This window comes from Mesorhizobium sp. M9A.F.Ca.ET.002.03.1.2, from assembly GCF_003952365.1.
Lineage (GTDB): Bacteria > Pseudomonadota > Alphaproteobacteria > Rhizobiales > Rhizobiaceae > Mesorhizobium.
On the sequence record NZ_CP034443.1, the window covers coordinates 5724216 to 5737512 of the forward strand.

14 protein-coding genes are annotated in these 13297 nt (G+C 63.8%); 9 read left to right on the plus strand and 5 right to left on the minus strand.

Annotated features, from left to right (window positions below; translation table 11 throughout):
- Positions 1 to 2 precede the first annotated feature (2 nt).
- Complete coding sequence (locus tag EJ066_RS27775; protein ID WP_126043120.1) at positions 3 to 830, plus strand: ABC transporter permease; 828 nt, start codon at positions 3 to 5, stop codon at positions 828 to 830.
- A gap of 60 nt (positions 831 to 890) precedes the next feature.
- Here the strand turns inward: EJ066_RS27775 and EJ066_RS27780 are convergent, their stop codons facing one another.
- Positions 891 to 1487: a YdeI/OmpD-associated family protein gene (locus EJ066_RS27780; protein WP_126043121.1), complete on the minus strand. Its 597-nt coding sequence runs from the start codon at positions 1485 to 1487 to the stop codon at positions 891 to 893.
- Between the two features lie 264 nt (positions 1488 to 1751).
- On the opposite strand from EJ066_RS27780, the gene EJ066_RS27785 reads away from it, so the two are divergent.
- Positions 1752 to 2483, plus strand: a complete 732-nt coding sequence (locus tag EJ066_RS27785) for an SDR family oxidoreductase (RefSeq protein WP_126043122.1) — start codon at positions 1752 to 1754, stop codon at positions 2481 to 2483.
- Here the strand turns inward: EJ066_RS27785 and EJ066_RS27790 are convergent.
- Both EJ066_RS27790 and EJ066_RS27795 read right to left on the minus strand, forming a co-directional pair.
- Positions 2434 to 3375 carry a LysR family transcriptional regulator gene (locus tag EJ066_RS27790; RefSeq protein WP_126043123.1) on the minus strand — a complete coding sequence of 314 codons (942 nt, stop codon included), beginning with the start codon at positions 3373 to 3375 and terminating at the stop codon, positions 2434 to 2436. The genes EJ066_RS27785 and EJ066_RS27790 overlap by 50 nt on opposite strands.
- Before the next feature lie 26 nt (positions 3376 to 3401).
- Positions 3402 to 4304, minus strand: coding sequence for a S1C family serine protease (locus tag EJ066_RS27795; protein ID WP_126043124.1), 903 nt, complete (start codon positions 4302 to 4304; stop codon positions 3402 to 3404).
- 300 nt (positions 4305 to 4604) lie between these two features.
- Here EJ066_RS27795 and yghU point away from each other — a divergent pair, with 300 nt between their 5' ends.
- Positions 4605 to 5471, plus strand: a complete 867-nt coding sequence (yghU, locus tag EJ066_RS27800; RefSeq protein ID WP_126043125.1) for a glutathione-dependent disulfide-bond oxidoreductase — start codon at positions 4605 to 4607, stop codon at positions 5469 to 5471.
- A gap of 112 nt (positions 5472 to 5583) precedes the next feature.
- On the opposite strand, the gene EJ066_RS27805 is transcribed toward yghU, so the two are convergent.
- Entirely contained in the window at positions 5584 to 6120 is a 537-nt protein-coding gene (locus tag EJ066_RS27805) for a GNAT family N-acetyltransferase (protein ID WP_126043126.1), read from the minus strand.
- A 684-nt stretch (positions 6121 to 6804) separates the two neighbouring features.
- Here EJ066_RS27805 and EJ066_RS32220 point away from each other — a divergent pair.
- The 6 genes from EJ066_RS32220 (at position 6805) to EJ066_RS32230 (ending at position 12091) form a co-directional block, all read left to right on the plus strand.
- Positions 6805 to 7347: a hypothetical protein gene (locus EJ066_RS32220; RefSeq protein WP_245454997.1), complete on the plus strand. Its 543-nt coding sequence runs from the start codon at positions 6805 to 6807 to the stop codon at positions 7345 to 7347.
- Positions 7348 to 7455: 108 nt separating this feature from the next.
- On the plus strand, positions 7456 to 7953 hold the full coding sequence (locus EJ066_RS27815) for a spore coat U domain-containing protein (RefSeq protein ID WP_126043127.1): 498 nt from the start codon (positions 7456 to 7458) through the stop codon (positions 7951 to 7953).
- Positions 7954 to 7982: 29 nt separating this feature from the next.
- Complete coding sequence (locus tag EJ066_RS27820; protein ID WP_126043128.1) at positions 7983 to 8708, plus strand: molecular chaperone; 726 nt, start codon at positions 7983 to 7985, stop codon at positions 8706 to 8708.
- A 13-nt stretch (positions 8709 to 8721) separates the two neighbouring features.
- A complete protein-coding gene (locus EJ066_RS27825; RefSeq protein WP_245454998.1) occupies positions 8722 to 11124 on the plus strand; it encodes a fimbria/pilus outer membrane usher protein in 2403 nt (800 codons plus the stop codon).
- A gap of 20 nt (positions 11125 to 11144) precedes the next feature.
- Positions 11145 to 11732 (plus strand): spore coat U domain-containing protein, encoded by a 588-nt coding sequence (locus EJ066_RS32225; protein WP_245454999.1) that lies wholly within the window; start codon positions 11145 to 11147, stop codon positions 11730 to 11732.
- Positions 11729 to 12091: a spore coat U domain-containing protein gene (locus EJ066_RS32230; RefSeq protein ID WP_245455000.1), complete on the plus strand. Its 363-nt coding sequence runs from the start codon at positions 11729 to 11731 to the stop codon at positions 12089 to 12091. Before EJ066_RS32225 ends, EJ066_RS32230 begins: the two co-directional genes overlap by 4 nt.
- 3 nt (positions 12092 to 12094) lie before the next feature.
- On the opposite strand, the gene EJ066_RS27835 is transcribed toward EJ066_RS32230, so the two are convergent.
- Positions 12095 to 12910 (minus strand): DMT family transporter, encoded by an 816-nt coding sequence (locus EJ066_RS27835; protein ID WP_126044076.1) that lies wholly within the window; start codon positions 12908 to 12910, stop codon positions 12095 to 12097.
- Positions 12911 to 13297 lie beyond the last annotated feature (387 nt).

The window sequence follows — 13297 nt, forward strand, 5'->3', positions numbered from 1 at the left end:
CCATGTTGTTGTCTCCCTATCCAACCCTTGGTGAGCGCATCCGCATCGGGCTGCTCTGGCTGTGGTGCGGCCTGGTGATCCTGTTCCTGCTGGTGCCGATCCTCATTCCCGTGCCGCTGTCGTTCAACAGCGGCACCTTCTTCATCTTTCCGCTGGAGGGGGTTTCGACCCGCTGGTACGAGGTCGTGCTCGGCACCCAGCGCTGGCAGTCGGCGATCGGCAACAGCCTGATCGTCGCCTTCGGCACGACGCTGATCGCAACGACGCTCGGTACATTGACAGCGATTGCACTTTCCGACGAAAAATTCTCCGGCCGCCGCATCGTCATGCCGCTGCTGCTGTCGCCGCTGATCGTGCCGGTGGTGATCACCGCCGTCGGCTCGTATCTGTTCTACGCGCGTGTCGGCCTCGCCAGCACCTATGCCGGCATCATCCTGGCGCACACCGCGCTTGCCAGCCCGTTCGTCGTCGTCACGGTGGGAGCGAGCCTGACCGGCTTCGACCGCAATCTGATGCGCGCCGCCGCCATCTCTGGAGCCAAACCGGTGACATCGTTCTTCAGGGTGATGCTGCCGCTGATCCTGCCCGGCGTGCTGTCGGGAGCCGCGTTCGCCTTCGTCACCTCGTTCGACGAGGTCGTCGTCGTGCAGTTCCTGGCCAGCGCCAACCAGCGCACCATGCCGCTCGAAATGTTCATCGGCCTGCGCGAGAAGCTTTCCCCGGCGATCACCGCCGCCGCCACGTTGATGATGGCATTGTCGATCGTCCTGCTCGTCGTCGCCAACCTTCTGGCTCGACGCGGCCAGCGGCGACCGGGCACGAATTTGTAGTTCCTCTTTATGCTTGCTGACAGCCGGCGCGCCTGCCGCGACGGTGCTCGCCGCAACCCCTCACCTGCCCTGCGGGTAGATCGTCTCGCCGCGCTTCAGCATCTCGACAAACGCCGCGATCTTCTTCTTGCGTCCGGCTTCGGTCTTCATGTTGTGGGTGCGGAAGGCGAGCGCGAAACGGTTCTGCGCGCTGAGCGTTGCCAGCATCGCCTTGGCCTTGGGCTCGGCATCTATTGCCGCCTGCAAATCCTCGGGGATTTTCATGTCCTTGCCGCTTCCATAGGCGCGCGCCCAGCGGCCGTCGGCCTTCGCCGCCTCGACCTGTTTCAGCCCGTGCTCGGTCATCCGGCCCTCCTCGATCAGCCGGGCGACGTTGTCGACATTGATCTGGCTCCAGATGCTCTTCCTGCCGCGCCGCGTGTAGCGCTGCAGGTAGCTCTTGTCGTCGAGCCCCTTGCGCACCGCATCGATCCAGCCCCAGCACAGCACGACGTCGATCGCCTCCTTGGGCGTGATCGACTTCAGCCCCGAACCGACCTTGTGGATCTTGATCCAGACCTCGTTTTCCCGGTCATGGTGCTTGCCGAGCCAGGCATGGAAGCTTTCGGCATCCGGGAATTCGCGCACCTTGGCGGGATCAACCTCGACCGGCGCCATCAGCGGGCCTGCCTTTTTGTGCCGATAACGCCCGGCGCCCACCGATCGGATGTCTCAGTCATCGTTCCCTGCCTGCGCCGCCGCCATCCGTCTGGATGAAGCAACAGCGGGGAAGCGTCAACTGATGGCTGTAGCTGCCAGTCCACCCCCTCTGTCCCCCGCGTCATCGGATTTTCCGATGGCACTATCGTTTTCTTCCGTTTCCCTTTCGAACACCGACCTGCGACTTCACCGCCAAAGTGATCGTCTACGGAAACGAAGGGCATGGCGGATATGGTAAACAGGAGAGTTCTGATCGTCGGCGGCAGTTCAGGAATGGGTCTGGCGCTGGCAAGGTGGTGTCTCGACGCCGGCGCGCAAGTCCTCATTGCCGGGCGCAATGAGGACAGGCTGAAGCGCGTCCGCGAGGAACTGGGCAACCCTGCCGCGCTGGACACCGTCGCGGTCGATATCACCCAGGAGGACCAGGTCGCCGAACTGTTCAAGCACATCGGCGGGCTCGACCATATCGTCAGCACCGCAGCCGATATCGAAGGCGCCTATGAGCTGTTGCCCGCGCTCGAGTTGAAGGCGGCGCAGAGAGTCGTGGAAAGCAAGTTCTATGGGCCGTTGCTGTTGGCCAAGCACGGCGCGCCCATGCTCTCAGCTACGGGCTCCATCACCTTCACATCCGGCATCGCTGCCTACCGGCCGGCGGCGCGAGGCTCGGTCGTCGCCGCCGTCAATGCGGCGCTGGAAGGGCTCGTGCGGGCGCTCGCCATCGAACTGGCGCCTATCCGGGTCAACGCGGTCTCGCCTGGCTGGGTCGACACGCCGATCTGGAGTTTCGTTGCCGGCGACAAGAAGGATGACACGCTGAGTGCGATGGCAGAGCGGCTACCGGTCGGGCGGGTCGGACAACCAGACGATATCGCCGACGCTATCGGCTTCTTGATGGGCAACGCTTTCACGACAGGGACGACACTGCATGTCGAGGGTGGACATCGGCTGGTCTGAGCGGCGCGAAACTGTCGCCTGCGGCCGCCAGCAGCAGTTTCAATGCTGGTGGCTGAACCCGCCTGCGGCGCCAGATCATGGCGAGCGAGGCCGTCCGCACCGGACCCGGCCAGGGCATTTCGATGATCTCGCCACGACCGAGCGCGTCGACCACCGCCAGACGCGGAACCAGACCAAGGCCGGCCCCAGCCGCCACCAGTCGCGCGATCATGCCTATGCTGCCGACTTCGGCGGCGAGCCTCGGCGATGCAATGCCTGCCTCGGCAAAAGCCTTGTCGAACAGGTGCCGATAGATGCACCCGGCTTCGGTGACGACGAAGCGCATGTTACCGAGCGCCGTCAGATCGCCTCTCATCGCTGCCTCCCCAGGAGGAACGACGAGGATCAATGGCTCCGCCGATAGCGTCCGCCTGGCGAGGCGCTCATCGGCCTTCTCGAAACCGTCCCTGTCGAAACAGAAAGCGACGTCGATGTCGCCATCTTCCAGCTTGCGCAGCAGATCGCCGCTGCCCGCGACCGTCAGCCGAAGATTAATGTCGGGATGGGAGGCCTGGAAATCCGGGAGCCATTGCGCAAGCTTCGCCGAGGCGATCGTCTCCAGTGCGCCGATCGTCACCGATCCGACGGCGTGTCCGGCGGCCACGTCCACGGCCGCCCGTGCCTCTTCGGCCAGCATCAGAATGTCTTGCGCATAAGACTTCAGCGTGGCGCCCGCCGGCGTCAGTTGCAGGCCCTGTTTCGACCGTGTGAACAGCACCGTGCCAAGCTCGGTTTCAAGCGTCTGGATCTGATCGCTTACGCTCGATTGCGCGAGATGGATCTCCTCTGCGGCGCGGGTGATGTTTCGACATCGCGCAACCGCGAGAAACGTCTTGAGCAGTCTTGGATGCATCAGGAGGATCTGACCAGTTGCCTGCTTTACTGCAGCTGCGGTTTCTTGAGAAAGCTGTTGCGGTCGGCCGACTTGACGCGCAGCCAGGTTTCGCGGCCGTCGCGCACCACCCGCAACGGGATCTCCGCGCCCGCCGGGTTCTGCCACAGCTTGCGGTAGAAATCGGCCAGCCCGTCGACTTCGCCGTCGCGCACATCCGAGATGATGTCGCCCTGGCGCAGGCCGGCTTCGGCGGCCGGGCTGCCTTCGGCGACGCTCATCACCACGACCTCGCCATTGCTCTCGGCCGAGAAGGCGCCGAGCCAGGGGCGCGGTGGCCTGGCAACCTGGCCGCGTGTCAGGAGGTCGTCGAGAATGGGCGGCAGAAGGTCGATCGGCACCACCATGTTGATATCGGCGATCTCGCCGGCACGGCTCATCTGCAGGCGCAGCGAACCGATGCCGAGCAGCCTGCCGTCCTGCCCGATGAGGGCCGCACCTCCCCATGACGGATGGGCCGGCGCGGTGAAGATCGCCTCGTCCAGCAGATACTCCCAATAGCCGGCGAATTCCTGCTTGGTGACGATGTGCGCCCTGACCGACTGGCCGATGCCGTCGGCGAGCACGACTGGGTCGCCGGCCATCGCCTTGGCCGCATTGCCGAAAACCACTGCGGGCAAGCCGAGCGGAGCCAGCGCCTGCACCAGGCCGAAGCCCGATTCCTGGTCGTAGGCGAGCGCGTGCGCGGGAACCACGTGCCCGTTGTGATCGGTCAGCCAGACTTCCTCCGCCTCGGTGATGAGATAGCCGATGGTAAGCACCAGCCCGTCGTCGCGAATGACCACGCCGCTGCCTTCCCGGCTCGTGCCCAGCGCATTCGCGGTGAAGGCGTCGTCGGGGATCGAGGCGCGCACCGCCACGATGGACCGCAAAATCGTATCGATGGTCATGCTTTCAATCCTGGCAAGCGATGCTTAGGCCGGCAAAGGCCCGATATCTTCTATAGGTATGGCGCACGTGACGAGGCGCAAGGGCATCGGTAATCCCTTCCGCCCCCTGTGGGAAAAGGATGGCGCGTGACATCGACAATAGTTCAACACAAGTTGAACTTTCTGCGGCCCGCACTACCTGTACCCCGCACAACCTGTACCTATGTGTAGATGACCCTGTCCCATGCAAATCCTCGCCGCTATCGAGCAAGCTGACCCTCCCCAAGACCCTCCCCGCTCACATTCAAGAGGCCTCCCGAGATGAACCAATACACACCGCCGAAAGTATGGACCTGGAACAAGGCAAACGGCGGCGCCTTCGCCAACATCAACCGCCCGATATCGGGCCCGACGCATGAGAAGGAACTGCCGATCGGCAAGCATCCGCTGCAGCTCTATTCGCTGGCGACGCCGAACGGCGTCAAGGTGACGATCATGCTGGAGGAGCTGCTGGCACGGGGACACAAGGGCGCCGAATACGACGCCTGGCTGATCAGGATCAACGATGGCGACCAGTTCGGCAGCGGCTTCGTCGAGGTCAACCCCAACTCCAAGATCCCGGCGCTGATGGACCGCAGCGGGCCAAAGCCGATCCGCGTGTTCGAATCCGGCTCGATCCTGCTCTATCTGGCCGAAAAGTTCGGCGCCTTTCTCCCAACCGAGCAGCCGGCCCGCGCGGAAACCCTGTCATGGCTGTTCTGGCAGATGGGCTCCGCGCCCTATCTCGGCGGCGGCTTCGGCCATTTCTACGCCTATGCGCCGGAAAAGATCGAATACGCCATCGACCGCTTCGCCATGGAGGTGAAGCGCCAGATGGACGTGCTCGACCGGCGGCTGGCCGAAACCGAGTATCTCGCCGGCAGCGACTACACGATCGCCGACATTGCGGTGTGGCCATGGTATGGCGGCCTGGCCAAGGGCCGGCAGTACAATGATTCCGCCACCTTCCTGTCGGTCGCGGAGTACAAAAACGTGCAGCGCTGGGCCGACGCGATCGACGCACGGCCGGCGGTGCAGCGCGGCCGCATGGTCAACCGCGCCTTCGGCGAGCCCGCGATGCAGTTGCACGAGCGCCACGACGCCAGCGACTTCGACACCAAGACGCAGGACAAGCTGGCAGCGGAGTGAGCGGCATTGGCCAAACGCGTGGCGCCGGAGAGTTCCGGCGCCTACGCTTCCGGGGAGCGGATGTTGAGACGCCTCAATGATTTCCGCCGCATCGCCACCCCCTGACGATCGTTCACAACGCCTTCCTCATCCGCAATAGCGGCACGTCCGCTCCGCCTCTGGCGTCGACGACGCCCTCGATCGCTTGATAGCCGCAGGCTCGATAGAGGGGTTCGCCGGCCATCGTAGCCATCAGCTCGACATGGGTGAAGCCCTCGGTGCGGGCGGCATCCTCGCACAGCGTGAGGATCAGGCGTCCTACCCCTCGGCGGGTGAAGCTTGGATGCGTATACATGGCACGCACGCGGGCGGCGTCGTGCGCCGGGTCGAGCAGCGCCGCATCGCGCCCCGGTGAACGGTCGCCCCCATAGAGGGTTGCCCGCCGGCTCCATCCGCCGCAGCCTACCAAGACGCCATTCTGCTCCACGGCAAAATAGGTTCCATCGTCGATGAGCTGCGTATCCAGGCCCATGATTGCTCTGCTGGAATCAATCTGTTCCTGCGTGAGGAAAGGCTTCTGAAGTTCGCCGATGGCTGCATTCATCAGGATAGCCAGCGCCGGCATATCGGCACGTGTCGCCACCCGATGGTCTAGGTTGATCCCCGGCATCGTCCGGCAGGTCCAGTGCAAAGCCCTGTAAGGTTAGCACCAAGTCGGAGCGATAGGAAGAAACGCACCTATGGCATGGCCGGCAATTCTCGAAGCGACAGACCGCTCGGTCCATCGAATATCAGCCTCGCGAAGACCAGCCGGCGGCGCGGCGATCCGGAATCGTCGGTCGCCATGGCCTTCATTTGATCGGCCTGTTCATCCGATCGGCCCTTCTTCATTCGATCGACCCCCCTCTTCATTTGATCGAAGCGACGAGCACTCATCTCGCCTCGGGCCGGAACGCACAAGCAGCGATTTCGGACCGACCTCGTGCCCGCCCTTCCCGCCTCGCGAGCCCGTCGAGCCTGGTGCACGAGCGCCACGATTGCCGCGAGATCGGAACGCAAGCCGGCGCCTTGGAGCTTGATCGAGGCAGAAGGGGATTCGATCGTCCGGCGTCGGGATTGCACAAGCCGCAGGCAGGCTTCCGCGCTGCCTAATCCCAAGCTTATGCATCGGAGTATATACTAGTTGGCTAAAATAACGGAACGTCCAATGCACATTCCCAGAACCGAACATGTTCGGCTTGGACCGTGATGTCATGGTCTGGGTCGGACACCGCCTCGATGCCTTGGCCGAACAGCATTCACGGACCGCGGACTTGCCTCTGCGTCTTCCGCCCCGGCTCCATAGATCAGCCGGATGACGAGCACGAAATATCCGATCTGCAGGACGATCAAGCTAAGGAGCGTCCAGGCCAGCGCCGTCCAGATCGAACCCGTCGTCAAAAAAGTCGAGAGCGCTACGATGGATGACGCGGTGGTCATTCCCACCAGGAACTGTGGAAAATTCATCATCTTCTTGGCCGCCTCGGACCTGATGACAGCCGAGACGACTTCCCTTACCCATTTACCCCACACCAACGGTTTCACCCTTTTGATGGTTGCGCAAGTGCCAAATGGATTAGAGGTGTACGCATGTTTAATACGTCCTCTAGTTGAGGCGCTCCCGGCTGCCGCTGGCCATTCAATGAGGGGATGCGCGGTGCTCAAGGGCTGTCGTGCTTGGCGGATTGTGGTGGTGGCTGAGGTAGCGGCGTATGGAGCATGGTCAACCGCACCTTCGGGCGAGCCATACAGCGATCGAAGAAAAATTCACCGAGAGACACCGTTGCCGGGATCATCGCCAGGAGATGTGGCACCTCGGCGCGGCAGCGCCAAAAAAGGCGAAACAATGGCCGAATAAGGGCTTCGCAACGCGCGCGTGTGTGGTACAGATGAAATGTGGGTGGGTGATTCGCCGGTTTAGGCGGTCCGCCCGCGCGTCTTCTCCGGCATTTTGAATGGAGGATGCATGCGACATCACCTTCTCTGCCTTGCCGGTTCTTTAGCCGCTTCGGCGCTGCTCGTACCCCCGGCTCTTGCTCAGACGGACACCACTCAGTTCAACGTCCAGATCACGATCAGCGCCGAATGTCAGATCAATTCGGCGACCGATCTGAATTTCGGCTCGTCGGGCGTGATCGACACCGCGGTTGCAGCATCGAGCGCCATCGCCGTTCAGTGCACCAATGGAACGGATTACGACATTGGGCTCGATGCCGGACAAGGTACTGGCGCCACCGTTGCTGATCGGTTGATGACCGGGCCAAATTCGGAAACGGTGACCTATTCCCTCTATACCGATACAGGTCATACCGATGTTTGGGGTGACACGATCGGAACCGACACCGTAGCGGGCACAGGCACCGGCGCCGAGCAAACCTATAGCGTCTATGGTCAGGTGCCAACGCAGGACACCCCTACCGCCGGCACCTATGCCGACGTCATCACGGTGACATTGACCTATTAAGGTCACGCCACACCAGGGAGAGAGGGGAAATGCGGTCGCTCGCCTTCATAGTCGCGTGTCTTGCAGCCGTTCTTGAGTTTGCCGGCCCTTCGGAAGCCGCGTCGTTGCGCGTGGCTCCCGTCGTGCTCGACCTCAGGGCGCCGACTGCAGCCTCCACGATCCGGATCTGGAACGATGCGCGCCGGCCGATCAATGTGCAGGTCCGCGTTTTACGCTGGACCCAGCAAAACGGCGAGGACACCTACGAGGCGACAAACGACGTGGTCGCCAGTCCGCCAATCACGACGCTTCGACCCGGGGGCGAAAATCTGGTCCGGATTGTCCGAACCTCGAAACGGCCCGTCAACGGGGAAGAGAGCTACCGGCTGGTCGTCGACGAACTGCCGGACCCGTCCCGCCGCGTCGCTGGAACAGTCGTTCTGGTGGTGCGCCATTCCATACCCGTTTTCTTCGCCACGACCGACGCCTCCGGGGCGTCTCCGTCGTGGAGCGTCCAGCGAAGGCGCGGTGGTTATCTCGTTACCGTCCGCAACCGGGGATCGATGCGGCTCAAGATATCGAACCTCGCCTTGAGCAGCGGCGGTAAGGCCGTTGCGCGCCGCGAGGGGCTGGTTGGCTATGCACTCGGGAACTCTACTGCGAAGTGGTTTGTGCCGGCCACCGGCCGCGGCCGGCTGTCCGGTGGTTCGGTGGCGATCTCAGCGGACAGCGAAGCAGGACGTTTTGATGCTACCGCACGCATTACAGGCGGCTAGTGCTTCATTTTTGATGTCGATTGGGCTCGTCGCGCTGCACGGCTCAAAAGTCTTCGCTGAATCGATCCCGTCGGCAGCAGGCGTCGGTGCAGCGGCAACACCCGTCAGCGCCTCTCGTGACCTTCAACTTGAGGTGTTCATCAACGGCACATCGACCGACCTGATTGCAGCGTTTCGGCAGGATGCCGATGGAACCCTGGCAATCGAACCGGACCAGTTGCGCAATGTCGGCATCAAACCCGACGAAGAAGCCATCCGACCGGATGGGTTGGTCGACATAGCCAAGCTTCCCCGCGTTTCCGCCGAATTCGACGAGACCGCCCAGACCATCCATTTCACCGTCGAATATGATGCGCGTTCCGCGCGCGTCATCGATGCCCATGAGCGAGATCAGGACGAAACACCCACCGCGGACCCTCAAAGCAGCCTCGGCGCGCTCATGAACTACACGCTGTTCGCCAGCACCGGAGGTGACGGCATCGATGACATGTGGGCCTTCGAGGGCGCATCGGGATGGTTCGAAGGTCGCGCATTCAGCCAGTTTGGCGTCCTCGCAAGCTCCTACATCGCCAGCAGCTCGCCCGACGACCTCTACGGCTCGACCCGCCTCGACACGACGTGGTCCTATTCGAGCCCCAAATGGCTGACGACGCTTCGCGCCGGCGACGTCATTACGGGCGGGTTGAGCTGGACCCGGCCGACACGCCTGGGCGGGGTGCAGATCCAGCGCAACTTTGGCCTGAGGCCGGATCTCGTGACCATGCCTCTGCCCGAACTCTCCGGTTCCGCGGCCGTTCCGTCGACGGTCGATATCTATGTCAACAATGCCCGGCGCCTTTCGCAGCAGGTTCCGACCGGCCCGTTCCAGATCACCAATCTGCCGGTGGTGACGGGAAGCGGAACGGCGCGTGTCGTGGTGCGCGACGCTCTCGGACGGGAGACGGTTTCCGAAACGCCCTTTTTCGCATCATCCGACCTGTTGGCGTCGGGCTTTTGGGACTATTCGGCCGAAGCTGGCTTTGCCCGCCGGTTTTACGGCGTCGAATCCGGCGACTATGACGGGCGCTTCATGGCCTCGGGCACGCTTCGCTACGGATTGACCGACTGGCTGACCTTCGAGGGCCATGCCGAAGGCGGCGGCGGCCTTGTGAACGGCGGTGCGGGAGCGGTTTTCGGGCTCGGCCAATACGGAGTGGGATCATTCGCCGCTGCCGCGAGCAGCTACGGCGGGCAGACGGGTTTTCAGGTGGCGGGCGGTATCGAGCTTCAGCTTTGGGACATTCATTTTTTTGCGCGAACGCAGCGCACGTTCGGAGACTACAACGACATTGCCGCGGTAACCGTCGATCCTCTGCCGCCGCTGTTGCCCGACGATGACTTCCACAGCGCCGCGCCGCCGCGCGTACTCGACCAAGTTTCCGTCTCGGTGCCCCTGAAGTTCGACCCATCGTCGCTCAATTTCAGCTACACGCAGCTCAAGACGGCCGAAGGTGAAAAATCCCGGATCCTCGGGCTCTCCCTCAACCGCCCCTTCGGCAACGGCGCATCATTTTTTGCAACCGCCTTCACGGACATCGAGGACGAGGATTCGTTCGGCGCGTTCGCCGGGATTTCGTTCCCGCTCGGCAACGATATCTATGCCTCGGCGGGCGTTTCCTCCGATTCCGATGGGACGGCGGTGACGGCGGACCTGGTCAAGTCGGAAGGTACCGAGATCGGCAGCGTCGGCTGGCGGCTCCGCGACACGGAAGGCGCTTACACGGACCGTGCGGCATCCGTCAGCTATCGCGCGCCTTTTGCCCGCTTCGAGGCCGGTGTCCAGCAATACGAAGATCAATTTCGCGCAACGGCCCAGGCCGATGGTTCCGTCGTCTTCGCCGGCCGCGACGTTTTCTTTTCCAACCGCATCGATGACGCCTTCACCGTTGTCGATGCCGGCGTTCCGGATATTGACGTTCAATATGAGAACCGGCCGGCCGGCCGCACCAACCGCAGGGGCAAGCTCCTGGTGCCGGATCTGCGCTCCTACGAGCCGAACCAGATCACTATCGACCCGACCAACCTGCCGGTCGATGCAACGGTCGCCGGCACCCGCGAGGTCACCGTTCCGGCCGACCGCAGCGGCACCGTGGTCAAGTTCGATGTCGAGGCCGGTGCCCAGAACGCGCTTGTCACGCTCCGCGACGAGAGCGGCGAATTCCTGGAGACAGGTGCCGCCGGACAGGTGGCAGCAGGAGACTCGGAAGGCTTTGTCGTGGGCTATGAGGGGCAGGCCTACATTACGGGACTCGGTCCGCAAAACCGCATCGTGGTGGATCAGCCGACCCGCGGCCGCTGCGCAGCCGAGTTTGATTTCGAACCGCGCGAGGGCGAGCAGGTGGCGATCCCCAATGCGGTCTGCCGTCTAATCGAATGAACCAGTTGAATGAGGAAGTCATGCCACGTCTGATCCTGCTGGCCTGCTTCCTGCTTGTGTCCGCGCAGGCGCAAGCCCAGAGTTGTTCCTTCAGCGTCTCCAATGCCAACTTCGGCAGTGTCGACACCTTGTCCGGCGCTGCGGTCGATACAACGGCGACCGTCAATATCAGCTGCAACGCAGGGTTGACCGGCCTGAATTTCCGCGTCTGCCTGAACCTCAACGCCGGAACGGGCGGCGCCACGTCCGGCATCCGCCACATGCGCAATGCCACCAATGCGGCCCTGAACTACAATTTCTACCAGGAGGCAGCGCGCACCACGCCGTGGGGCTCGCGAGAGCAGCCTGACCTTGGCAGTCCGGTGGCCGTGAACCTGACCGCCTTGCCGCTCACCACCGCGATGGCGACGCGGACGATCTATGCGCGCATCTTCGGGAGCCAGCAAAGCGCGACGGCTGACCTCTACACATCGACCTTCTCCGGGAGCCAGGTGAACTTCAACTGGACCACTTACCTGCTGACTCCCCCGCCTGCAGCTCAGTCACGCAGAACCCGACCCAGCCCAGCTTCACGGCGCAGGCCAACGTCGTCAACAACTGCAACGTGACGGCGCAGAACATCGATTTCGGCAGCCACGGAGTGCTCGACGCGGCAGCCGATGCGGCCGGCGGCATCGACGTTACCTGCACCCCGGGCACGACCTACAATGTCGGCTTGAACAACGGGCTAAGCGGCACCGGTCCGACGGCACGGCGCATGACGCTCGGCGGCCAGGCCGTGACCTACGGCCTCTACAAGGATGCCGCGCGCAGTCAGCCCTGGGGTGGAACCATCGGCACCGACACCGTTGCAGGCACCGGCGCGGGCGCAACGCAGAACCTGCCGGTCTATGGCCGGGTGCCGGCGCAATCGACACCCTCCCCGGGCACCTACACTGACACCGTGGTGGTCACGGTCACCTACTGAACCCTATTCGGGCGAAGGCACCGGCGGCTTGTTCGTCATGGCGGCGCCGAAGGCGGCGGCAATCACCGCGACGATCCCCAGGCATTGCAGCCCGGTGAGGGTCTCGCGCAGGAACAGCAGCCCCGCCAGCGCGCCGAGCGCCGGCTCCAGGCAGGTCAGCGTGCCGTAGAGCCTGGCTGGCATCCTGGTCAGCGCCACCATCTCCAGCCAGAACGGCAGGGCGCTGGAGAACAGCCCGACCAGCAGGGCGGCGGCCAGGATCGACGGCGCGACCAGCGCCGGTCCCGCCTCGGCCGCGCCGAACGGCAGCGCAAGCGCCGCAGCGATTGCCAGGCCGTAAGCCGTGGTCTGGCCACCGAGTTCGGCGCCCGCCTTCTGGGCGAACACGATGTAGAGTGCCCAGCAGCCGCCGGCCGCCAGAGCCAGCATCACGCCGGCCGGATCGAGCGCCTCGGGCGAATGGACGAGGGGCGACAGCAGCACGATGCCGGCGACGGCGAGCGCCACCCAGGCGAAGTCGCTGCCGCGCCGGGACGACAGCGTCGCGACCAGGAGCGGGCCGGAGAATTCGAGCGCCACCGCGATGCCGAGCGGGATCGTCTTGAGCGCCGCATAGAACAAAAGGTTCATCACGGCGAGCGTCACCCCATAGGCGATCAGCCATGGCCAGACGGCCTTGGACGGCCGCACCCGCCAGGGCCGCAGCACCGCCGCCAGCATCAGCGCACCGACGACCAGCCGCAGCACCGTCGTTCCCTGCGCGCCGACCAGTGGAAACAGACCCTTGGCGACTGCCGCACCGATCTGGATCGACACCATGGCGCCGAGCAGCGCCGCGATGGGCAGGGGCGCGGAAACAGGCGTGATAACCGGCGACGTCACTGTGGTTGGTCCTCCCCTGCCGCCGGACTATGCGCAACGGCATGGGGCGGAGATAGGACCTACCGGCATGCCTGTCGTGAGGCAGCGAGAGGTGGTTGGGTGGGGCAAGCAGACCGGCCCTCTGATCGCGGTTGCAGCTCAGGCGACAGCCTTGGAGATGCCGGCGGAACAGCGCCCCCTCTGGCCTGCCGGCCATCTCCCCCACTTGGGGGGAGATCGCAGCTTCGGCGCTCCACGCCCTCTTGCACCGCTGAAGATTGGCGAAAGCCGGCGAGACGTCCGATCTCCCCCCAAGTGGGGGAGATGGCCGGCAGGACAGAGGGG